The sequence below is a fragment of the Paenibacillus sp. FSL R5-0912 genome, assembly GCF_000758605.1.
Taxonomy (GTDB): Bacteria; Bacillota; Bacilli; order Paenibacillales; family Paenibacillaceae; genus Paenibacillus_AQ.
The window spans coordinates 5106588-5127433 of sequence record NZ_CP009282.1 but is presented as its reverse complement, the minus strand read 5'-3'; the positions used below and the strand labels follow the sequence as shown (position 1 = coordinate 5127433).

The following is a 20846-nucleotide window of genomic DNA, read 5'->3' as shown; positions in this document are numbered from 1 at the left end:
GGAGGGGAATGCCTGTGAGCTTGCTCAGAAGCATCTGGCATTTCTTCATTCCGAGAGAACGCACATTAGTATATACCACTTTTGACCAGGGACAATATTTTAAGGTTAAAGGTCTTCTGACGGCGGCAGGAGTACGGCACCGCTCCAGGATTAACGGCGGAATGAAAGCAACCACCCAGCGTGCTAATTATGGAGGAAAGGCTACGGTTCAGCATGACCTGTATGTCCGTAAGGAAGATGAGCACAGGGCGCTGACGGCCATTCATTAGAATAAAACACTAAAAACGCATTTCAGCCTAACAAGGGCTGGAATGCGTTTTGGTGTTTTCTATCTATAAAATGAGTAAAGGAAATAACAAAAGGCTAAATAATAGAAATATATTCTTTTTTACAATGGAGGATTCTTGTGGCATTTGCGGCAGACCGGGTAATAGGCTTCATTGCCGCCGATCTGAATCTGTTTGCCGCTATATACAGGCTTGCCGTCTTCGACCCGCAGTGCCATGGTGGCTTTCCGGGCGCAGAACCAGCAGATGGTCTTCATTTCCTCAATCTTGTCGGCGTAGATCAGCATGTACTTGCTGCCTTCGAACAGATTGTTCTGGAAATCATTTTTGAGGCCGAAGGCCATGACCGGAATGCCGAGCTCATCGACAATGCGCACGAGCTGGAGAATGCAGTCCTTAGTCAGGAACTGGCACTCATCTATCAACACACAGTGGGGTTTCGGCAGATTACTGCTGACAATGCTGTAGATATCCGTATTCTCGTCGATAGGGATGGCCTGCTTGCGCAGTCCGATCCGGGAAGAAATGTAACCGACTTCGTCCCGGTCGTCAAGGGATGGAGTGAAGATCAGTACCGACTTGCCCTGCTCCTCGTAATTATGTGCAACCTTGAGAATCTCAATGGATTTGCCGCTATTCATTGCCCCATACTTGAAAAACAACTGTGCCACGTCCATCTATCCTTTCGCTGTTCAGCTTGGTTAATATTATCCGAAAAATGCGACCTTATTAGAGTATCATATTCGGGGCCGGGGTAGCCAGTGAAAGATTGCTCCAGCGGGGATGTGATATAATGAACGCAATTATGTCTTCAGCAGGAGAATCCTGTGAACAGAAAGGAAGTTGCCCTAGTGACAGAGAAATTGGAGCAATACAAGGAACGGCTGAACCTACTTCAGGAGAAGGGGGAACTAAGCCCTGAGTCGGAGGCTTTACTGGTCGAAATGCTGGCAGAATTGACGGAGCTTAACCGCAGTAATAAGGCACTGCGCCGGGTGATCCTGAAATCGGGACAAGGCACAGCGATGTCTACCCGTCTTCGGGATGCGCTCTACGAATAAATAAATGGGGTATAACCGATGAAGCTAACCTTCTCTTATCTTAAAAAATACCGTGTCGCAGCCATTGCCGCGCTGGTAATGATGCTGATCGAGCTGGCAGTAGAGCTGTCGCAGCCATTGCTGATCTCCAAAATCATTGATGAAGGCATCCGGGAAAAAGATACAGCAGTAGTCTGGCTGTGGGGCGGTGTGCTTGTGGGAAGCGCAGCAGTGGCGTTTCTTGCCGGAGTGCTCAGCTCCTTTTTTGCCTCGCATGCCAGCCAGGGGTTCGCGTTCGACCTGCGGGACAAGCTGTATGAGAAGGTGCAATCCTTCTCTTATGAGATCTTCAGCCGCTTCCCTACTTCGTCGCTGATTACACGGCTTACCGGTGATGTGTCTCAGCTGCAGGATACGATATTCATGGGTCTGCGGTTCATGACCCGTATCCCGCTGGTAGTGGTGGGCAGTGTAATTATGGCGCTCGTGGTGCATGTCAGGCTGGGGCTGCTGCTTACGGTGACGCTGCCGTTTTTGGTGATATTCCTCCTATGGCTGATGCGCAGAGCCTCTGTTCTGTTCCGCAATGTGCAGAACCGGCTGGATGATGTCAATGGTGTTATTCAGGAGAACCTTACCGGTATCCGTCTGATTCGTGTATTTGTGCGCATGGGTCATGAGATTGGCCGGTTTGCCTCGTTCAGCGGGAAGCTGATGCAATCGACCGTTGCCGCACTGCGGCTGACAGAGACCTCGACACCGTTCATTATGATCATCGTGAATGCTGGGATTCTAGCTGTATTATGGTTTGGCCGGATTGAGATTTCTTCGGGAGATGCAACGCTCGGGCAGACCGTTGCAGTCATTAACTACTCCCTGCGCACCATGGGTGCACTGTCTGCGCTGTCTTGGATCATGGTAAGCTTCTCGCGTGCCAGAGCTTCTTCCGTGCGCATCGATGAAGTAATGTCGGCCAGTGAAGGTCCGGGAGAATTGGGGATGGCGCCTTTGAAGGGGATGGGGCCAGCCCAAACGGGCTCTCTGCATCAGAATCAGGTGCGAGCCATTAAGGGGAAGGTCGAGTTCCGGAAGGTCGGGTTCAGTTATCCCGGAAGTGAAATTAAGGTGCTGGAGGACATTTCCTTCACCGTGCTGCCGGGGGAGCGCGTGGCAATTATGGGCGCGACCGGCTCCGGTAAATCCTCTCTGGTTACGCTGATCCCCCGTCTGTATGAATGTGGCAGCGGTGTCATCAGGATTGACGGGATGAAGACTATGGAGATGGACATACAGGCATTGCGGGGGGCGATTGGTTATGTACCGCAGGAAGTGCTGCTGTTCACCGGCTCGATCCGTGAGAATATTGCCTGGGGGAACGCGCAGGCGAGTCAGGCGGACATTGAACAGGCGGCAGCAGCCGCACAGATTCATGAGACTGTTGCTGAACTGCCCCAGGGCTACGACACTAAGCTCGGACAACGCGGAGTTAATCTGTCCGGCGGACAGAAGCAGCGTCTGACCATCGCGCGGGCGCTGGTACGCAAACCGGCGATTCTGATTCTGGATGACAGCACCAGTGCGCTTGATGCGGTGACGGAGGGGCTTTTACTGGCGGAACTGAAGAAGATGTCCTGCACAACGTTCCTCATCACCCAGAAGATCAGTTCCACTGTGTCGGCCGATCTGATTCTGCTGCTGGATGAAGGACGATTGATTGCCCAGGGGACGCATACAGAACTGATGGATGAGTCCCCGTTGTACCGCAAAATCTATCAGTCACAGACAGGGGAGGCGCAGCATGTTCAAAGCACTCATTGAGCCGTTCCGCCATCCGAAGCTGGAGGTCGGACTGGGAGAAGGGAAGATCTTCGGGGCGATGGGCGCCCGGAAACCGAAGGCCAAAGCTAAGAACTGGTCCGGTACGCTTGGACGGATATGGAGTTATCTTGCGGAGCGCAGGGCTAAGCTGGTATTGGTACTGTTTATGGTTCTGCTCAGCTCAGGGCTGTCCCTGCTTGGACCATACCTGATCAGCCGGGCGGTGGACCGCTATCTTGAAGGGGACGGGGGCAGGACCTGGGTAATTTTTCTAATCATACTGGCGCTTGTCTATCTGCTTAATTCTCTGATCTCCTGGCTGCAGAATATCTGGATGATCGAGATTGCCCAGGAGACCGTATACCGGATGCGTACGGAGCTGTTCTCTCATCTGCACCGTCTGCCGATCTCCTTCTTCAACCGCAGGCAGCAGGGGGAGATTATGAGCCGGCTAACCAATGATATTGAGAATATCAGCTCGACGCTGAACAGCTCGGCGATTCAGATTTTCTCCAGTATCCTGACACTGGTGGGCACAGTGGGCGTGATGCTGTGGCTCAGTCCCTTGCTGACGCTGCTGACCTTCATTGTTGTGCCGTTGATGATGCTGGGTATGCGCTGGATTACCCGGCGGACAGGCCCGCTGTTCAAGGAGCGGCAGCGCAATATGGGCGAGCTGAACGGCTATATAGAAGAAACCTTGTCGGGGCAGCGGATTATCAAAGCCTTCTCGCAGGAGGAGCGGGTCATTACCGGCTTCAGAGAGCGCAATATGCGGATCATGCTGTCGGGGTATTGGGCCCAGTCCATCTCAGGCTTCATCCCCAAGCTGATGAATGGTCTGAACAACCTAAGCTTTGCAATCGTTGCCGGAGTCGGGGGGCTGCTCGCCATCCGCGGACTCGTAACAGTAGGGATAATTATTGCTTTTGCCGAATATGCACGTCAATTCACACGCCCGCTGAATGATCTGGCGAACCAGTGGAACACGCTTCTATCGGCAATTGCCGGAGCAGAGCGGGTATTCGAAGTACTCGATGAAGAAACCGAAGCCAAGGATGAGGGGGCAGCGGTAAAGCTGCAGCATGTGGAGGGCGCGGTGAAGTTCTCAGGCGTGTCATTCTCCTATGATGGAGGTGCAGCTACGCTGCAGGATATTTCTTTTGAAGCTAAGCCCGGAGAGATGATTGCGCTGGTTGGACCTACTGGAGCCGGCAAAACCACCCTAATCGGCCTGCTGTCCCGCTTCTACGATCCGAGTAAAGGAAGTATTACGCTGGACGGAAGAGAGCTCTCCACGATTACCCGGGAAAGTCTGCGCAGCCATATGGCCTTCGTATTGCAGGATTCCTTTCTGTTCAAAGGTACGATCCGCGATAATATCCGTTACGGAAGACTGGACGCATCCGACGAAGAGGTTGAGGAGGCTGCTAAGCTTGCCAACGCCCACGCCTTCATTATGAGGCTGCAGGGCGGTTATGACCGGATGTTGTCCGTAGACGGCAGCGGCATCAGCCAGGGGCAGAAGCAGCTGCTTGCTATTGCCCGGGCAATTCTCGCGAATCCCTCTATGCTGGTGCTGGATGAAGCTACGAGCAGTATTGATACGGTGACCGAGATCAAGATTCAGGAAGGCCTTCAGGCGCTGATGAAAGGGCGGACAAGCTTCGTGATCGCCCACAGGCTGGGCACGATCCGGGCTGCTGACCGCATACTGGTGCTCCAGGGCGGGCGCCTGATTCAGCAGGGTTCTCATGAGGAGCTATTGCGGCAGGGCGGTCTCTATAGCGAACTGGTACAGGGGAGCAAGGGGGCTGCAGCGCAGTAAGTTGCTGCAGGCAAGGATGGGATTGGGAAGATCCATTGCTGAAATAGGCGGTGCAGAGATCGGGCGAATTTAATGAAATCCTGCAAAATACAACATTCCCCTCTTCCTACCGGCCTAAAACCAAAATTGTTGTAGAAAATGCAGGAGTTCACCATATTTAAGCGGCTTAGCCGGATTATTGTTGTATTTCATACAACAATCTATCTGAACACCTGGATATCTGGGTATCAAAGTTGCAAGACGTACAACATTGTTGTCTACAGCGGCCGAATAGAAAATGCTTCCTAAGCCGGCAATGAATCAAGTATAAGAGGTTGTCGTATTCCGGGTGCGGATCAGAATTTTCTCCAGCTCAAGCTACATTGCATTTGATTTCAGAACATTCGAACTGCAAAAGGGGATGCCTCAGCAGCCATTTCAATCCTGGCTTGGGACATCCCCTGCTTATTAGTGTTATTGATTATTGTTAGGGTGTGGCATTGGTGGGTGGGGGCTGCTGCGCTTTCTGTTTCTCTCTGAACCGAGGTCCTACGTAGTTCTTCTTGCGGTCCCGGGTCAGAATCCAGCCGCCCAGAAAGCTCATTCCGGCCAGAAATAAGAGCAATCCGCCGCCAAAATGCGACCAGGCGAAATCCGGAGTGACGGAGTCGTCGCCATGCATGGAGATAAAGTTGAAAATATCATCTTTCATCATCAGGAAGCCCTTCATGGCCAGAAGGCCGGGGATCACCAGGATAAGGATGGCAATGAAGCGTGAAATGAGCAGTTTCATAATCGTCCCTCCTCTTCGCAGCCGTTTGAATTCACCCCTATGATAACGCTTCAATTAGTAAAAGTCCATGGATACATGACGTTTATAAGTTTTGTAATAGAATTAAAAGAGAGTACAATATAATAGGTTAAACTGAACTTTAGAGGAATGACTGGAGGATACATATCATGACAATTACCTGCGATGTGGCAATACTTGGTGGAGGTACCGGCGGTTATGTGGCGGCGATCCGCGCCGCGCAGCTCGGCAAATCCGTCGTCGTCATCGAAATGGACAAGCTGGGCGGAACCTGCCTGCACCGCGGCTGTATTCCCAGCAAATCACTGCTGCGCAGTGCCGAGGTATTTGCTGAAATCAAGGAGAGCGAAAGCTACGGTATAGAGACAACTGGCGTAGAGCTGGTGTTTCCCAAAGTGCAGCTGCGCAAGGAAGCGGTAGTGGAGCAGCTCCATCAGGGAGTGCAGTATCTGATGCGTAAGAATAAAATTCAGATTCTCAAAGGCAAAGGCCGGATCATCGGTCCGTCTATCTTCTCTCCGCGCAGCGGTGCAGTTGCCGTGGAGATGGAGGATGGCGAGATGGAGACTGTGGTCTCCACCAATCTCATCATTGCTACCGGATCACGTCCGCGTGTACTGCCGGGCCTTGCGCCTGACGGCAAGGTGATTCTGAGCAGTGAAGAAGCGCTGACGCTCGAAGAGCTTCCGGCTTCGATTATTATTGTGGGCGGCGGGGTTATCGGCGTGGAATGGGCCTCGATGCTGGCCGATTTCGGTGTGCACGTAACTGTAGTTGAGGCTGCAGGCCAGTTGTTGCCGCAGGAAGACGAAGAGGTTGCCCGAGAACTGCTGCGTCTGCTCAAGAAACGCGGAGTCAAAGTGTTGACGGGGACTACCGTGGATGCGGAGACATGTACGCTATCGGAGTCCGGAATTACGATAGAAGCCCGCAAGGGTGAGCAGAGTCAGAGCCTGTCGGCGGAGAAGCTGCTGGTATCCGTAGGGCGAGTAGCGAATATCGAGAATATCGGCCTGGAAAATACAGATATCCGCTTCGACAAAGGTGTCATCGGAGTGAATGCCAGCATGCAGACGGGGGAGCCTCATATCTACGCTATTGGCGACTGCATCGGCGGACTGCAGCTGGCACATGCGGCCAGCCATGAAGGCATCCGTGCTGTGAATCACCTGGCGGGCGAAACGCTCCATCCGTATGAAGCACATCTTGTTCCCCGCTGTGTCTATACGCGGCCGGAGGTGGCAAGTGTCGGTTATACCGAGAAGGAAGCGAAGGCGCTGGGACATGAGACTGTAACCGGCAAATTCCCGTTCTCGGCTATCGGCAAAGCGATTGTCTACGGCATGAAGGACGGCTTCGTAAAAGTGGTCGCCGACTCGAAGAGCGGGGATATCCTCGGCGTGCAGATGATTGGCCCGCATGTGACGGACCTGATCGGTGAAGCGGCATTGGCACAGATTCTGGATGCAACACCCTGGGAGGTTGGAGAGGCGGTCCATGCCCATCCGACACTCTCGGAGATCATCGGGGAAGCGATGCTGGCGGTGGATGGAAGAGCAATTGGATTCTAAGATACGTTGAAGGGGCTAAAGTGAATGCCGGACGGAGCTGAGGGCGCTTGATGCGCCTAAACAGCTCCATAGCGGTATTTCTTGGCTTTTCTTTTTGTATGGAAAGGGATTATAATGAACATAGATTGAATTTAGTACCTGGTTTTAAGATCAGGGCATATACTTTGTTGAGTCATACTTAGCAAAGCTAGCGAACGCTTCCGGAGCCGGGTTGTACGACCTGAATTCAGGAAGTTATGCTTACAAAACTTTTAGGAGGTACCTCTTATATGGAATCCCAAGGTACTGTAGAAACCGTTAACCGACATAAACAGCTTGGACTCAGCGACGGCCAGGTTATCGATATGTACAGATTCATGCAGCTCGGGCGCAAATACGATGAGCGCAGTCTGCTGCTTCAGCGCGCAGGCAAGATCAACTTCCATGTGTCCGGCATCGGACAGGAATCGGCACAGGTCGCGGCGGCTTTTGCGCTGGACCGGGAGAATGATTATTTCCTTCCGTATTACCGTGATTATGCGTTCGTGCTGTCGGTAGGAATGACCACGCGTGAGCTGATGCTGTCCGTATTCGCCAAGGCGGAAGATCCCAATAGCGGCGGCCGGCAAATGCCGGGCCACTTCGGAAGCAAACGCCTGCGCATCGTAACGGGATCAAGTCCGGTTACGACCCAGGTTCCGCATGCTGTAGGCTTCGCGCTGGCGGCCAAGATGCAGAAGAAAAAGTTCGTTTCCTTTGTTACGTTCGGTGAAGGCTCCAGTAACCAGGGTGATTTTCATGAAGCGTGTAACTTCGCCGGTGTGAATAAGCTGCCGGTCATCATTTTCTGCCAGAACAACCAGTATGCGATCTCCATTCCGGCCCACAAGCAGCTTGGAGGCAAGGTAAGTGACCGCGCCCTCGGCTATGGATTCCCGGGTGTCCGGGTGGATGGCAATGATCCGCTTGAGGTCTACCGTGTGGTCAAAGAGGCGAGGGAGCGTGCGCTCGCCGGAGAAGGACCCACCCTGATTGAAGCGATGATGTACCGCCTGTCCCCGCATTCCACCTCGGACAATGATCTGGCTTACCGGACCAAGGAAGAGGTTGACGAGAACTGGAAAAAGGACGGTATCGCCGCGTTCCGCACATACCTGACCGGACTGGGTCTGTGGAGTGACGAGCAGGAGCGTGATCTGGTTGCCGAATATAATCTTGAATTGAAAGAGGCCATAACCTACGCCGAAAATGCACCGTTCCCGAAACCGGAAGATACGCTGCTGCATGTGTACGATGAATCCGGCCTCAAGGGAGGAGCATAAACAATGGCGATGATGGAATATATCGATGCAATCCGGCTGGCAATGAAGGAAGAGATGGAGCGCGATGATTCGGTGTTCGTGCTGGGTGAGGACGTCGGCGTGAAGGGCGGCGTGTTCACGACCACCAAAGGACTGCAGGAGCAGTTCGGTGCAGAGCGTGTGCTTGACACTCCGCTTGCAGAGTCAGCCATTGCCGGTGTTGCGATCGGCGCAGCAATGTACGGCATGAAGCCGATTGCCGAAATGCAGTACTCGGATTTCATGCTGCCGGCTACGAACCAGATTATCAGCGAGGCGGCCAAAATCCGCTACCGCTCCAATAACGACTGGAATTGTCCGGTAGTGATCCGCGCGCCTATCGGCGGCGGGATCTTCGGCGGATTATACCACTCCCAGTGTCCGGAATCGATCTTCTTCGGGACTCCGGGACTGAAGATTGTAGCCCCGTATTCAGCCGCAGATGCCAAGGGACTGCTGAAGGCTGCTGTCCGTGACCCTGATCCGGTGCTGTTCTTCGAGAACAAGAAATGCTACAAGCTGATCAAGGAAGATGTGCCGGAGGGCGACTATATTGTGCCGATCGGTGAAGCGAATCTGCTGCGTGAAGGCAGCGATATTACGGTGATCGGGTATAGCCTGCCGCTGCATTTTGCGATGCAGGCAGCGGAAGAGCTGGAACGCGAGCAGGGCATCACCGCGCATATTCTGGATCTGCGCACCCTGCAGCCGCTGGACCGCGAGGCGATTATTGCCGCTGTCCGCCAGACCGGCAAGGTGCTGATTGTCCACGAGGACAACAAGACCGGAGGCATTGGCGGGGAAGTGGCAGCGATTATCGCTGAGCACTGCCTGTTTGATCTGGATGCGCCAATCTTCCGCCTGTGCGGACCTGATGTGCCGGCGATGCCCATCTCTCCGCCGATGGAGAAGTTCTTTATGCTGAGCAAGGACAAATTAAAGGTGGAGATGCTGCGTTTGGCGCAGTACTAACATATCGGAACAACAGATGGATATTTAAGCTCACCCAGTATGTACATTGGGTATGAATGTTGCAATTATTGCAGTTTAGATTCGAAATTAGCGGTGGGTTGGGCAGATTGCTGTATGAAATACAACAATTTGCACGCTTCTCGGCTTGGATAAAGAGAAATGCTGCCTTTTGTACAACTTTTTTGATTTTTGACCGATATGCTTCCGAAGCCAGTTTTGTCGAAGCTAACTCAGGAAGTAAATGCTTACAAAATTTTAAGGAGTGACATTATGTCTGACAATACAAAGCTGACGGATGTAATCATGCCGCAGCTGGCAGAATCGCTGGTATCGGCAACGATCGGGAAATGGCTGAAGCAGCCGGGCGATACGATCGAGCAATATGAGCCAATCTGTGAGCTGATTACGGATAAGGTAAATGCTGAGCTGCCGGCTACCGTAGACGGTACGCTGGTGGAGCTGCTCGCCGAAGAAGGCCAGACGGTCAGCGTCGGCGAGATCATCGCGCGCATCGCAGTAGCCGGTGCAGCAGCCCCTGCGGCATCCGCTGCGGCCCCGTCACAGGCAGCTGCCGCTGCGGGAACTGCCAATGCCGCAACCCCGGCGGCACCCGGCGCAGCGCCGCAGCCTGCCCACGCCTCCTTCCGGCAGTCTGTGCCGGCTGCGGCTTTTGACGCGGATGCTCCGATGCGTTCCCGTTACTCTCCGGCTGTGCAGACGCTGGCCGCCGAGCACGGCATCAACCTTGCGGCCGTGCCGGGCACCGGCCTGGGCGGACGCATCACACGCAAGGATGTGCTCGCGTTCCTGGAGAGCGGTGCAGCTGCGGCTCAGCCAGCAACTACAGCCCCAACTGCTGCTGCTCCTGCGCCGCAGCAGCCTGTATTCCAGCCTATTCAGGAAGAAGTGCGCGAAGAGCTTCAGCATTTGCGTCACTCCGGCCTGCACTTAAGCGAGTCGCCGAAGATTCCGACGATCGAAGTGGAAGGCGGGCGGGGCAGCAGCTCGGAATACCTGATCGACGTTACGCCGATCCGTAATACGATCGCTACCCGTATGCGGCAGAGCGTCTCGGAGATTCCGCATGCCTGGACGATGATTGAGGTGGATGTGACCAATCTTGTCGTGCTGCGCAACAAGCTTAAGGATGAATTCAAGCGCAAAGAGGGCATTAACCTGACCTATCTGGCTTTTCTGATGAAGGCAGTTGTCAGTGCAATCAAGGATTACCCGATCATGAACTCGGTCTGGGCCGTTGACAAAATCATCGTTAAACGCGATATCAATATCTCGCTTGCCGTAGGCACGGAGGATTCCGTAATGACACCGGTCATCAAAAAGGCCGACCAGAAGAACGTTGCCGGCTTGGCCCGCGAGATCGACGAACTGGCGCTGAAGACCCGTGAAGGCAAGCTGCGGCTGGAAGATATGCAGGGCGGCACGTTCACGGTTAACAACACCGGCTCGTTCGGCTCGATTCTGTCGTATCCGATCATTAACTATCCGCAGGCGGCGATTCTAACCTTTGAATCTATCGTGAAAAAACCAGTGGTCATCAATGATATGATCGCCGTCCGCTCGATGGCCAATATCTGCCTGTCTCTGGATCACCGGATTCTGGATGGAGTCATCAGCGGGCGTTTCCTGCAGCGTGTGAAGGATAATGTGGAAGGTTATACGCCGGACACCAAGCTGTACTAATGCTTTAAGGCAGCTGCGGAACCCTGTGACAGGGAGAATATGAAGCAAAGGGGACCTTATGACCATGGACAACCTGAACTTAAGCAAACTGGAAGTTTCCTATCTCCCGCTGATGGAATACGGCGCGGCCTGGGAGCTGCAAAAGGAAGCGGTGCAGGGGATTGACGCAGGCATAGCTTCCGAGCGGCTGATCCTTCTGCAGCATCCGCCAACCTATACCATCGGTTCACAGAATCATCCGGAGCATCTGCTCCTTAGCGTGGAACAGCTTAGGAAACAAGGGATTGCGCTGTTTGAAATCGACCGCGGAGGAGATATTACATATCACGGGCCGGGCCAGCTTGTAGGTTATCCTCTCCTGAAGCTTGGCGAAGACGGCAAGGTCGATCTGCACGGATATCTGCGCAGGCTGGAGGCCGTTATTATTGCCTTTCTGGCTTCACACGGGATATCAGGAACCCGCAAGCAGGGATATACGGGCGTGTGGGTCGGCGATGAGAAAATTTGTGCGATCGGCGTCAAATTCAACAAGAGTAAATTCCGCAGAGGTTTTATTACCAGCCACGGCTTCGCCTTCAACATCTCAGCCGGAATCAGCCAAAGCGGCTTCTCGGGAATCATCCCCTGCGGCATCGCTGAATATGGGGTCACTTCACTTGAGGAATGCACCGGGCGCTCCTTTGGCCTGGAGAGCGTTGCTTCCGAGCTGGTGCCTTATTTCTTGCAGCAGTTTCCGTATGAAGCGGTTGCCGGGGCTGCAAGTGCTGCAGAATAAGGAATGCTGAATCCAGGCAACGTCAAACAGCGCCCGGAGAATCCGGACGCTGTTATTCAAGTACTAAACGTGACTAACCGGCCATAAACGGCTCGATGACAAAGAGCACCGTAGAGGCGATCATAGCGATTAGCATAATGTAGATAATGATGCGGAACCATTTTTTCTGTTGCATGAGTGACTCCTTTGAGATTAGTTTAAGTTAAGAACGTAGGCGTTAGACAACGCAGTACAACCATTGTAACGTATCCGCGAAAGAGAGGGAAGTCCAAGTGATATCACAAGACCGGTTGATTAATGAATTCATGGAGCTTGTCCGTATTGATAGTGAGACCAGAAATGAACGGCCGATTGCCGATGTACTTAAGGAAAAATTCAGCAATCTGGGACTGACAGCTGTTGAAGATGATTCCCAGGAGAGAACGGGACACGGGGCGGGCAATCTGTTCGTAACCTGGCCTGGGGACAGTGGCGTGAGCGCGCCTAAGCTGCTCTTCACCTGCCACATGGATACAGTGGTTCCCGGGCAGAATATTAAGCCTTCCCTTGGGGAAGACGGCTGGATTACCAGCGATGGCAGTACAATTCTCGGAGCGGATGACAAAGCGGGACTTGCCGCATTGTTCGAAGCGATCCGGGTGATTCAGGAGCAGAAGCTTCCGCACGGGCAGATTCAGTTTGTCATTACGGCAGGCGAAGAGTCCGGGCTGATGGGCGCACGCGCAATGGACCCGGCGCATCTGGATGCCGATCTTGGCTTCGCGCTTGATTCCAATGGTGAAGTAGGAGCGATCGCCATTGCTGCGCCGACACAGGCGCGCGTAACGATGCAGATCTTCGGCAAATCCGCTCATGCCGGAGTTAATCCGGAGGATGGAATCAGTGCGATTCAAGTGGCGAGCAAAGCGATTTCGGCGATGAAGCTTGGACGGATCGATAATGAAACGACAGCGAATATCGGCAAATTTGCCGGCGGCGGCCCGACCAATGTGGTCTGCGACCATGTGCAGCTGGATGCGGAAGCCCGCAGTATTGTGCAGGAGAAGGTAGAACTGCAGATTGCCTCTATGCGTGAAGCCTTGGAGACAACCGCACGTGACAACGGCGCACAGAGTGAATTCCGCAGCGAAATCATTTATCCGGCGTTCAGCTTTAATGAACATGATCCGGTGGTACAGCTGGCAGACCGCGCGATTACTTCACTGGGACTGACTACCCGGCTGTTCGCTTCCGGAGGCGGCAGTGATGCCAATGTGTTCAATGGCCTGAAGGTTCCTACTGTGAATCTGGCTGTCGGCTATGAGGATATCCACACAACGAAGGAAAGGATCAAAGCCGAAGATATTGTCAAAGTAGCCAGCCTGGTTGTTGCCATTGTGGCTGAGAGCCAAAAGGGCTGATATCAAAAACTGCGCAGATGCCTGCCGGTATTGAGGCCGGCTGCGCTTAAATGTAACAAGAAGGAGCTGTTCCGGAATTCACCGGGAGACAGCTCCTTCTTGTTACTAGGTGAAGCTAATCTTCCTCACGGATATCCGGAAGAACGAAGCGGCATTATCCTGCCTTGGAAGCTGTGATCCGCGTTTCCGCCTGGAGCAGCAGGATGTAGGATAGGGGCATATCACGCCCGTACTGCTTCATCCATCCGGCCATTACAGCCTTGATCTGCTCCGGTTTACCTACCATTGTAACTGCGGATGAGCTTGCTCGGACAAGACAATCATTCATGCCTGCATTCCTTCTTTCCTTTTAAGTTTGCTATAATACACCCTATGCATAACCATGCCAAAGGAGACCACAAATCTATGAAAAACGATGAAATCAACCGCAACCCCGCATTGGATGAAGAAACATTGTCGACGAAGCCGATCTTTACTGGCAACATTATTTCGCTGCAGGTGGACACGGTGAAGCTGCCTGACGGCAATACAGCAACCCGTGAGGTGGTGAAGCATCCGGGGGCCGTAGCTGTACTGGCACTGAATAACGGTAAAATGCTTGTAGTGGAACAGTACCGCCAGCCGATGCACCGTACTGAAGTGGAGATACCTGCAGGCAAGCTGGACAAAGGCGAGGATCCGCTGGCGGCTGCGGGCCGTGAGCTTCAGGAGGAGACCGGATTCCACAGCGGCGGGCTGAAGCTGTTGAAGTCGTTCTACACCTCTCCCGGCTTCGCCGATGAGATCATTCACCTCTATGTGACAGAAGATGCCCAGCCGGGTGAGATGGCGCTGGATGAGGATGAATTCCTGGAGGTTTCCGAGCTGACGCTGGAGGAAGCGTACCAGTATATCGCGGATGGACGTATTGCGGATGCCAAAACCATGATGGCTGTCTACGCCTGGCATCTGTATACGCTGACGGGACAATGGCACTAGAGTCCACGCTGCAGAGCGTTTACTGCGACCTGCATGTGCATATCGGGCGGACTTCAGAGGGACAGGCGGTCAAAATCAGCGGCAGCCGCGAGCTCACCTTCGCCGGGATTGCCAAAGAGGCGGCGGAGCGCAAGGGGATCGGTCTGATCGGCATCATCGACAGCCACTCCCCGGGGGTGCTGCGGGATATTCATGCGGCGCTGGATTCCGGCGAGATGACGATAGCAGAAGGCGGCGGAATTGCCTACAGGGGGACTACGATCATCCTGGGAACCGAGATTGAGATCCGTGAGCCCGGGCGAAAAGAGTGCCATGTCCTGGCCTTCATGCCGGACCTTGGGACCATGGAAGAGTTCAGCAGCTGGATGAGCGCCCATATGCGGAACGTGAATCTAAGCTCCCAGCGCCTGTATGCACCCTCCCGGGTGCTGCAGGACGAGATTACCGGACGGGGAGGATTGCTGATTCCGGCACATATTTTCACTCCGCACAAAGGGCTATACGGCTGTGCAGCGGAGCGGATGGTTGAATTATTTGACCTGGAACGCATTGCGGCAGTGGAGCTAGGACTCAGTGCGGATTCGGAAATGGCCGGATATATTTCAGAGCTTGACCCCTATACCTTCCTGACTAATTCCGACGCCCATTCCCTGGGTAAAATCGGCCGCGAGTATAATGTGATCGAGCTGCAGCGGCCTTCCTTCCATGAGCTGAAGCTGGCGCTGGAGCGCTCGGAGGGACGCCGGATCAGTGCCAACTTCGGGCTGAACCCCAAGCTGGGGAAATACCACCGCACATATTGCGGCGGCTGCGGCAGCATTATCGATGAGGCGTACGCGACTTCAGAGCACTGTCCGTATTGCGGCAGCCCGAAGCTCGTACAGGGTGTGCTGGACCGTATTCTCGATATTGCCGACCGTGAGCAGCCGCTGGTTCCGGAGTACCGTCCGCCGTACCATTACCAGGTGCCTCTGGAGTTTATTCCGGGACTTGGCAAGCGCAAGCTGAATGATCTGCTGCAGGCGTTTGGCACAGAGATGAATATACTGCACAAGGCGGGTGAAGCCGAGCTTGCGGCTGTCGCCGGACAAGAGCTTGCAGAGCTAATCGTACTGGCCCGTACCGGCAGGCTTGCGCTCTCTTCAGGAGGCGGAGGGACGTACGGCAAGGTCATTAAGGGGAAGTAACCAAGGACAAGTCATAGAGCGGGACATTCCTTCATATGGTGTAACATGTGACCGGAAAGGAGAATGTCCTGATGCGCAGTTTAAGGCTGATGATGAAGGAACAGACGCCTCTTTATATTTTTGTCGCGGTATTATTCCTGGTCGGGGTCGTATTTGGAGCGCTCATTGTCAGTGCGTTAACGCTGGATCAGCAGCAGGAGCTGGGGGATTATTTGGGCAATTTCTTCATGACCGTGGATCAACAGGGACTGCCTGCCGCGCAGGATTCGTATTGGGGGATTGCCGCATTCAATCTGAAGTGGGTCGGACTGATCTGGATCCTCGGCTTGTCGGTTATCGGACTTCCGGGGATTCTAATTCTGGATTTCCTCAAAGGCGTGCTGATCGGCTTCACCGTCGGCTGTCTGGTCAGCCAGTATTCCTGGCATGGCATGCTGTTTGCCCTGGTTTCTGTAGCCCCGCATAATCTGGTGCTGATTCCGGTACTGCTTGTATGCAGCGCGGCAGCGATCGCCTTCTCCCTGCTGATGATCCGCAGCCGGGTGCTGGGACAACAGCGGCGTACCAAGGTGACCCGGCCTTTTGTAATGTACACCCTGCTGTCACTCGGCATGGCCCTGCTGGTTATGGGAATCTCCGGATTTGAGGCTTGGGTGACCCCGGTGATGATGAGATGGGTGACGCCGATGCTGGTAAGTATTGATTGAATATAGTAGTGTTTTTCAAAATGATCAAATGGATGCAACAAAAAACCTTCAAAACAAGGTCTCCCACTGCAATAAAAGAAACAAGAAAACCAGCAGTACAGGATATCCCATACTGCTGGTTTAATTCGTATACTCTTATTAATCAGAGTAAGCTGTAACGGTAAAGCTTTCGGGTCCGATCCGGACCGGTCCGAGGGTCGTTGTGCTAACAAATGCTGAATAGATCAATTGATTATTCTCAGGAGCAGGGACATTGAAATCAGAACCTATGACCGTGATGGGCAGCACCTGTTCATTCGTATTGGATGGCAGAGACACTTCGAGTGCGGAATAGATGATAGAATCGTTCGTAGTGGTTCCTCTAACGATGATCACGAAGATTCCAGTTGGAGGAGTACCGGCAGGTAGTAAGATAGATACGGTAGTGAAAAACTCTACCCTGATATTCCCTGTGGGTATCACAATGTTCAATCCGACTTGTCCGTATAATTGGGGGGATAGTATAGCTGGGAAAGGAACGCCAAGAGAAGAGGCAAAGCTTGCATTTTGTGATGTGCGAGAATCTAGTAAAAGAGTCATAAAGCACCTCCTTTCTGTTTATTCAATAGCATATGCAGATCCTCACACGAATTTCTCATAGATCGTCCTTTCTATAAAAAAGGCGTTTTGATGGAAAGGCATGTTTACGTTGATTTATGTGATCCTAAGTTTAAGTTCAAATAGAGCTCTTGAAAGGCAGACACTGTTTATAGGTGATTGTTATTGTTTTTCGGATTTGATCCCAATAATTTTTGGATATATTACGAATCCGCCTTAAGGGGCTACTTTTTAAAGAGGGGATTCACATAGGTATTAATGTCATACCAATTAAGCCTATTTAAGTCTGCATACATCCTAAAACCGTTTGACTTCTCAAACTAACTCCCCCTATAATGGAAGAAGTGGCTTGAAGCCCGGTGCGGTAATTTTCCAAGGGGGAGGCAGACAATGGAAGCCCGGATAGACAAGATTAAGCAACAACTACAATCCCAAGGATACAAGCTTACACCTCAACGGGAAGCGACCTTAAGAGTTCTCCTGGAGAACGAGGATGATCATTTAAGCGCTGAAGATGTATTCATGCTGGTGAAAGAAAAGGCTCCGGAGATCGGTCTCGCCACCGTATATCGTACCCTGGAACTGCTCAGCGAGCTTCATGTCGTGGAGAAGATTAATTTCGGAGACGGTGTTGCCCGTTATGATCTGCGGACGGATACAGCGAAACATCATCATCATCATCTGATTTGTGTACAATGCGGAACCATGGATGAGATTCGTGAGGATTGGCTGGGCCCGCTGGAAGAGCGTCTTGAGAAGGATTATAATTTTACGGTGCTTGATCATAGACTTGATTTTCACGGAATTTGCCACCGCTGCAAGGATAAGAATAATGCAGACGGCAATACTCCCGAATAAGCTTATATAGAGCATGAACTCTTATACAAATGAGGAATTACCGCACAAGCTCTCCCCGGCTGAATGGCCGGAGGGGGCTTTTTAACTGATTATTCAAAGAGCAATACATAACACCGCCCTCCGGCGCATAAAGTGAAGGACGAGTTCTGCAAAGTAGAATAGTGAAGCAGATGCTGCCATAACTTTTAGGAGGTTATCCGGATGATTGTCTCCATTCCCAAAACCGTACGCCGGCTGTATTTCATGACCTTACTCGTTGCGATCAGCTGTGTGCTGTATTATGTCCTAAGCTGGATTAGTGCCTGGATCAGCCCCGCTCAGAATTATGATATTCCGGAGGGCACAGCCATCCGGGCATTTCATGATGTGAAGCAAAGCGATGATGGGCTGAGCGCAGGTCAGCGCCTGCGGTTCTACTATTGGTACGGGGAGTGAGTGCTCCGCCGGTTGCAGGAAAAAGCTAGAAGCCTGTCGAATGAATCTAGAGCATGTAAGGGACGCCCCGCGTTCTGACTGCTGCCGGACCCCAACCGCTGCAGAGTGGCATGAAGCAGCCTGAGTATGACAGGAGCGTGAATAGATGAAGTCACACTTGCAGCCGTTTATGCAGTATTTGTCCGGGGACAAGGGATTGTCTCCTAGTACGCTGGAATCCTATGGACGGGATATTTCACAGTTTCTGGAGTTTACCGAAGAACGTGGCACGGCTGCGATGGAAGAAATCAAAAGATCACATATTATGCTTTACCTCGGCGCTCTGCGCGGAGCGGGCAAGGCAACGGCAACAGTCAACCGGAATACGGTATCGCTGCGCGCCTATTTTCATTTTTTACTGAAAGAACGGCTGATCGGGCAAGACCCGACAGTGGATATGGAAACGATTAAACCGAGTAAGAAACCGCCGATGATTCTTAGTATTGAAGATATTGAACGCCTGCTGGCCGTCCCTGATGAATCTGCTCCACAGGGGATGCGCGATAAGGCGATGCTTGAGCTGCTCTATGCAACGGGTATCCGTGTTACGGAGCTAATCTCGCTGAATGTGGAGGACGTGAACACCGGGCTGAAGTTCGTCCGCTGCAGCGGCGCTTCCGGCAAGGAAAGAGTGGTGCCGCTGGGTACGCTTGCTGCGGATTGCGTGGCCCGTTATACCGCCGGAATGCGGGACAAGCTGCTCCGGGTGAACCAGGAGGAGCCGGCACTGTTCCTTAACAGTCTGGGCGGGCGGCTGACCCGTCAGGGATTTTGGAAAATAATCAAGAAATATGCGCGTGAAGCCGACATCCAGCAGGACATCACACCGCATACCCTGCGGCATTCCTTCGCCGCTCATCTGCTGGAAGGCGGGGCAGACCTGCGCTCTGTGCAGCAGATGCTGGGCCATTCCGATATTTCGACCACTCAGATTTATAGCGGAATCGCCCGCAAGAATATGAAGGAAGTCTATGAGAATCACCATCCCCGGGCGAGGTAGCCACACTGTATTACGCTGGTGTAACCAGAGATAGAACGGGTAATGGGTTGGATTAGCCCGAAAAGATGCTTTTTGTGAGTAAGAAAGTTATGATGGAATCATACTGAAAGGATAGCTCCCGGGAGAGGTTCTCCCGGAGTTTCTTCCTGTTTTGAGCAGACCTTACGATTATGCAAACTACGAAGGAGTGAAGACGGCAATGTCCTCATTTAAACGCATCGGATTTATTGTTCTGGATAGTGTAGGTATCGGTGAAGCGCCGGATGCCGCTAATTTTGGAGATACAGGCTCCCATACACTGGGCCATATTCTGGAGCGGGTTCCGGGTCTAAAGCTTCCGAACCTGCAGCAGCTGGGACTGGCGAATATTGCTCCGCTGCCGCCGCTTGGACCGGTAGCTGCCCCAACAGGCTATTACGGCAAAATGCAGGAGGTTTCCGTAGGCAAGGATACGATGACCGGCCACTGGGAGCTGATGGGCCTCAAGATTGAGGTTCCTTTTAATACTTATTTTGACGGATTCCCCGCAGAGCTGATTGCGAAGTTCGAAGCGGCAACCGGACGTAAGGTGATTGGCAACAAACCGGCTTCCGGCACGGAGATTCTCGTAGAATACGGCGAAGAGCAGATGAAGACCGGCGCATGGATTGTGTATACTTCGGCAGACAGCGTTTTCCAGCTTGCCGCGCATGAAGATATCATTCCTCTGGAAGAGCTGTACAGCGCCTGCCGGATCGCCCGCGAGCTGACGATGGCTCCCGAATTCTCCGTAGGCCGTGTCATCGCCCGTCCTTATATCGGCGAACCGGGGAATTTCGTGCGTACCCCGAACCGTCATGACTACGCGGTGAAGCCGCCGGAGCCGACCGTTATGAACGCTCTGGAGGACATCGGCAAGGATGTAATCGCCGTGGGTAAAATCAATGATATCTTCACTGGCGAAGGTGTAACAGCTTCCTACCCGACGAAGAGCAATGAGCACGGCATCCAGATTACGATTGATGAGCTGCGCAAGCCGTTCAACGGATTCCTGTTCACCAATCTCGTTGATTTCGATTCCCTGTATGGCCACCGCCGTGATCCGGAAGGCTACGGCCGGGCGCTGGAAGTGTTCGATCAGGCGCTGCCTGAGCTGCTGTCCACCCTTGGAGAAGATGATCTGCTGATCATCTCGGCTGACCACGGCAATGACCCGATCCATGCCGGAACGGATCATACCCGTGAATATGTGCCGCTCCTGATCTACAGCCCGCGATTCAAGACTCCGGGTAGCCTGGGTATCCGCCAGACTTTCTCTGACGTTGCCGCTACCATCGCCGATAACTTTGGAGCGAAGGCACCGCAGTACGGGACGAGCTTTTTGTCTGAATTAATTTAATATAAATAATAAATCAAGATGAACTGAAGGATATATCTAAAAGCGAGAAGAATCGAAGGGGAAATTTGGAACTGTAGGAGCGATAGCGACCGCCTTTGTCTACGGATTTCAACCGCTAAGCGGGTCAATATTGAAGAAATCTGTAGACAACAGCGGCCGGAAGTCC

Annotated in this window: 22 protein-coding genes; 17 read left to right on the top strand and 5 right to left on the bottom strand. The window is 52.9% G+C overall.

Features of this window, described 5'->3' with window-relative positions:
* The first annotated feature begins 14 nt into the window (after nucleotides 1-14).
* Nucleotides 15-269, top strand: a complete 255-nt coding sequence (locus tag R50912_RS21805) for a hypothetical protein (RefSeq protein ID WP_042237815.1) — start codon at nucleotides 15-17, stop codon at nucleotides 267-269.
* Nucleotides 270-388: 119 nt separating this feature from the next.
* On the opposite strand, the gene R50912_RS21800 is transcribed toward R50912_RS21805, so the two are convergent.
* The gene (locus R50912_RS21800) at nucleotides 389-958 is read right to left on the bottom strand and encodes a thymidine kinase (RefSeq protein ID WP_039300387.1); all 570 of its coding nucleotides are present in this window, start codon (nucleotides 956-958) and stop codon (nucleotides 389-391) included.
* Nucleotides 959-1114: 156 nt separating this feature from the next.
* Here R50912_RS21800 and R50912_RS21795 point away from each other — a divergent pair, with 156 nt between their 5' ends.
* The 3 genes from R50912_RS21795 to R50912_RS21785 are packed head-to-tail and all read left to right on the top strand — an operon-like array spanning nucleotide 1115 to nucleotide 4973.
* A complete protein-coding gene (locus tag R50912_RS21795; RefSeq protein ID WP_156123253.1) occupies nucleotides 1115-1348 on the top strand; it encodes a hypothetical protein in 234 nt (77 codons plus the stop codon).
* Nucleotides 1349-1366: 18 nt separating this feature from the next.
* Nucleotides 1367-3145 carry an ABC transporter ATP-binding protein gene (locus tag R50912_RS21790; RefSeq protein WP_042237812.1) on the top strand — a complete coding sequence of 593 codons (1779 nt, stop codon included), beginning with the start codon at nucleotides 1367-1369 and terminating at the stop codon, nucleotides 3143-3145.
* Complete coding sequence (locus R50912_RS21785; RefSeq protein WP_042237810.1) at nucleotides 3126-4973, top strand: ABC transporter ATP-binding protein; 1848 nt, start codon at nucleotides 3126-3128, stop codon at nucleotides 4971-4973. The genes R50912_RS21790 and R50912_RS21785 overlap by 20 nt, the downstream gene beginning before the upstream one ends.
* A 466-nt stretch (nucleotides 4974-5439) precedes the next feature.
* Here the strand turns inward: R50912_RS21785 and R50912_RS21780 are convergent, their stop codons facing one another.
* The gene (locus R50912_RS21780; RefSeq protein ID WP_042237807.1) at nucleotides 5440-5745 is read right to left on the bottom strand and encodes a DUF2627 domain-containing protein; all 306 of its coding nucleotides are present in this window, start codon (nucleotides 5743-5745) and stop codon (nucleotides 5440-5442) included.
* A gap of 167 nt (nucleotides 5746-5912) precedes the next feature.
* Between R50912_RS21780 and lpdA the strand changes: the two genes are divergently transcribed.
* The 5 genes from lpdA to lipB all read left to right on the top strand — a co-directional run bounded on the left by lpdA (nucleotide 5913) and on the right by lipB (nucleotide 12101).
* Nucleotides 5913-7334, top strand: a complete 1422-nt coding sequence (lpdA, locus tag R50912_RS21775; protein ID WP_042237806.1) for a dihydrolipoyl dehydrogenase — start codon at nucleotides 5913-5915, stop codon at nucleotides 7332-7334.
* Nucleotides 7335-7603: 269 nt separating this feature from the next.
* Nucleotides 7604-8635, top strand: coding sequence for a thiamine pyrophosphate-dependent dehydrogenase E1 component subunit alpha (locus tag R50912_RS21770; protein ID WP_042237805.1), 1032 nt, complete (start codon nucleotides 7604-7606; stop codon nucleotides 8633-8635).
* Nucleotides 8636-8638: 3 nt separating this feature from the next.
* Nucleotides 8639-9625 (top strand): alpha-ketoacid dehydrogenase subunit beta, encoded by a 987-nt coding sequence (locus R50912_RS21765; protein ID WP_042237803.1) that lies wholly within the window; start codon nucleotides 8639-8641, stop codon nucleotides 9623-9625.
* Between the two features lie 270 nt (nucleotides 9626-9895).
* The gene (locus R50912_RS21760; protein ID WP_042237801.1) at nucleotides 9896-11326 is read left to right on the top strand and encodes a dihydrolipoamide acetyltransferase family protein; all 1431 of its coding nucleotides are present in this window, start codon (nucleotides 9896-9898) and stop codon (nucleotides 11324-11326) included.
* A gap of 73 nt (nucleotides 11327-11399) precedes the next feature.
* On the top strand, nucleotides 11400-12101 hold the full coding sequence (lipB, locus tag R50912_RS21755) for a lipoyl(octanoyl) transferase LipB (protein ID WP_197073128.1): 702 nt from the start codon (nucleotides 11400-11402) through the stop codon (nucleotides 12099-12101).
* 73 nt (nucleotides 12102-12174) lie between these two features.
* Here lipB and prli42 read toward each other — a convergent pair whose 3' ends face one another.
* Nucleotides 12175-12276: a stressosome-associated protein Prli42 gene (prli42, locus tag R50912_RS35210; protein WP_099052488.1), complete on the bottom strand. Its 102-nt coding sequence runs from the start codon at nucleotides 12274-12276 to the stop codon at nucleotides 12175-12177.
* A gap of 97 nt (nucleotides 12277-12373) precedes the next feature.
* On the opposite strand from prli42, the gene R50912_RS21750 reads away from it, so the two are divergent.
* Entirely contained in the window at nucleotides 12374-13501 is a 1128-nt protein-coding gene (locus R50912_RS21750; RefSeq protein WP_042237795.1) for a M20/M25/M40 family metallo-hydrolase, read from the top strand.
* Nucleotides 13502-13655: 154 nt separating this feature from the next.
* Here the strand turns inward: R50912_RS21750 and R50912_RS35725 are convergent, their stop codons facing one another.
* Nucleotides 13656-13829: a hypothetical protein gene (locus R50912_RS35725; RefSeq protein WP_160311813.1), complete on the bottom strand. Its 174-nt coding sequence runs from the start codon at nucleotides 13827-13829 to the stop codon at nucleotides 13656-13658.
* A gap of 77 nt (nucleotides 13830-13906) precedes the next feature.
* On the opposite strand from R50912_RS35725, the gene R50912_RS21745 reads away from it, so the two are divergent.
* The 3 genes from R50912_RS21745 (at nucleotide 13907) to spoIIM (ending at nucleotide 16373) form a co-directional block, all read left to right on the top strand.
* The gene (locus R50912_RS21745; protein WP_042138703.1) at nucleotides 13907-14479 is read left to right on the top strand and encodes an NUDIX hydrolase; all 573 of its coding nucleotides are present in this window, start codon (nucleotides 13907-13909) and stop codon (nucleotides 14477-14479) included.
* Nucleotides 14470-15666 (top strand): endonuclease Q family protein, encoded by a 1197-nt coding sequence (locus R50912_RS21740; RefSeq protein WP_042237794.1) that lies wholly within the window; start codon nucleotides 14470-14472, stop codon nucleotides 15664-15666. The genes R50912_RS21745 and R50912_RS21740 overlap by 10 nt, the downstream gene beginning before the upstream one ends.
* A 71-nt stretch (nucleotides 15667-15737) precedes the next feature.
* Nucleotides 15738-16373, top strand: a complete 636-nt coding sequence (gene spoIIM, locus R50912_RS21735; protein WP_042237792.1) for a stage II sporulation protein M — start codon at nucleotides 15738-15740, stop codon at nucleotides 16371-16373.
* Nucleotides 16374-16511: 138 nt separating this feature from the next.
* Here spoIIM and R50912_RS35205 read toward each other — a convergent pair whose 3' ends face one another.
* Nucleotides 16512-16748: a hypothetical protein gene (locus tag R50912_RS35205; RefSeq protein WP_156123251.1), complete on the bottom strand. Its 237-nt coding sequence runs from the start codon at nucleotides 16746-16748 to the stop codon at nucleotides 16512-16514.
* Between the two features lie 612 nt (nucleotides 16749-17360).
* Between R50912_RS35205 and fur the strand changes: the two genes are divergently transcribed.
* The 4 genes from fur (at nucleotide 17361) to deoB (ending at nucleotide 20680) form a co-directional block, all read left to right on the top strand.
* Entirely contained in the window at nucleotides 17361-17828 is a 468-nt protein-coding gene (fur, locus tag R50912_RS21725; RefSeq protein ID WP_042237788.1) for a ferric iron uptake transcriptional regulator, read from the top strand.
* A gap of 201 nt (nucleotides 17829-18029) precedes the next feature.
* Nucleotides 18030-18263, top strand: coding sequence for a DUF4227 family protein (locus tag R50912_RS21720; protein ID WP_042237787.1), 234 nt, complete (start codon nucleotides 18030-18032; stop codon nucleotides 18261-18263).
* A 145-nt stretch (nucleotides 18264-18408) separates the two neighbouring features.
* Nucleotides 18409-19302 (top strand): site-specific tyrosine recombinase XerD, encoded by an 894-nt coding sequence (gene xerD, locus R50912_RS21715; RefSeq protein WP_042237785.1) that lies wholly within the window; start codon nucleotides 18409-18411, stop codon nucleotides 19300-19302.
* Nucleotides 19303-19501: 199 nt separating this feature from the next.
* Nucleotides 19502-20680, top strand: a complete 1179-nt coding sequence (gene deoB, locus R50912_RS21710) for a phosphopentomutase (RefSeq protein ID WP_042237783.1) — start codon at nucleotides 19502-19504, stop codon at nucleotides 20678-20680.
* Nucleotides 20681-20846 lie beyond the last annotated feature (166 nt).

What these genes read in the sequence shown, in the direction of transcription:
- R50912_RS21790 (WP_042237812.1), top strand. Translation starts at nt 1,367, where the DNA reads ATGAAGCTAACCTTCTCTTATCTTAAAAAATACCGTGTCGCAGCCATT.
- R50912_RS21785 (WP_042237810.1), top strand. Translation starts at nt 3,126, where the DNA reads ATGTTCAAAGCACTCATTGAGCCGTTCCGCCATCCGAAGCTGGAGGTC.
- R50912_RS21780 (WP_042237807.1), bottom strand. Translation starts at nt 5,745, where the DNA reads ATGAAACTGCTCATTTCACGCTTCATTGCCATCCTTATCCTGGTGATC.
- lpdA (WP_042237806.1), top strand. Translation starts at nt 5,913, where the DNA reads ATGACAATTACCTGCGATGTGGCAATACTTGGTGGAGGTACCGGCGGT.
- R50912_RS21770 (WP_042237805.1), top strand. Translation starts at nt 7,604, where the DNA reads ATGGAATCCCAAGGTACTGTAGAAACCGTTAACCGACATAAACAGCTT.
- R50912_RS21765 (WP_042237803.1), top strand. Translation starts at nt 8,639, where the DNA reads ATGGCGATGATGGAATATATCGATGCAATCCGGCTGGCAATGAAGGAA.
- R50912_RS21760 (WP_042237801.1), top strand. Translation starts at nt 9,896, where the DNA reads ATGTCTGACAATACAAAGCTGACGGATGTAATCATGCCGCAGCTGGCA.
- prli42 (WP_099052488.1), bottom strand. Translation starts at nt 12,276, where the DNA reads ATGCAACAGAAAAAATGGTTCCGCATCATTATCTACATTATGCTAATC.
- R50912_RS35725 (WP_160311813.1), bottom strand. Translation starts at nt 13,829, where the DNA reads ATGAATGATTGTCTTGTCCGAGCAAGCTCATCCGCAGTTACAATGGTA.
- R50912_RS21745 (WP_042138703.1), top strand. Translation starts at nt 13,907, where the DNA reads ATGAAAAACGATGAAATCAACCGCAACCCCGCATTGGATGAAGAAACA.
- R50912_RS21740 (WP_042237794.1), top strand. Translation starts at nt 14,470, where the DNA reads ATGGCACTAGAGTCCACGCTGCAGAGCGTTTACTGCGACCTGCATGTG.
- spoIIM (WP_042237792.1), top strand. Translation starts at nt 15,738, where the DNA reads ATGCGCAGTTTAAGGCTGATGATGAAGGAACAGACGCCTCTTTATATT.
- fur (WP_042237788.1), top strand. Translation starts at nt 17,361, where the DNA reads ATGGAAGCCCGGATAGACAAGATTAAGCAACAACTACAATCCCAAGGA.
- R50912_RS21720 (WP_042237787.1), top strand. Translation starts at nt 18,030, where the DNA reads ATGATTGTCTCCATTCCCAAAACCGTACGCCGGCTGTATTTCATGACC.
- xerD (WP_042237785.1), top strand. Translation starts at nt 18,409, where the DNA reads ATGAAGTCACACTTGCAGCCGTTTATGCAGTATTTGTCCGGGGACAAG.
- deoB (WP_042237783.1), top strand. Translation starts at nt 19,502, where the DNA reads ATGTCCTCATTTAAACGCATCGGATTTATTGTTCTGGATAGTGTAGGT.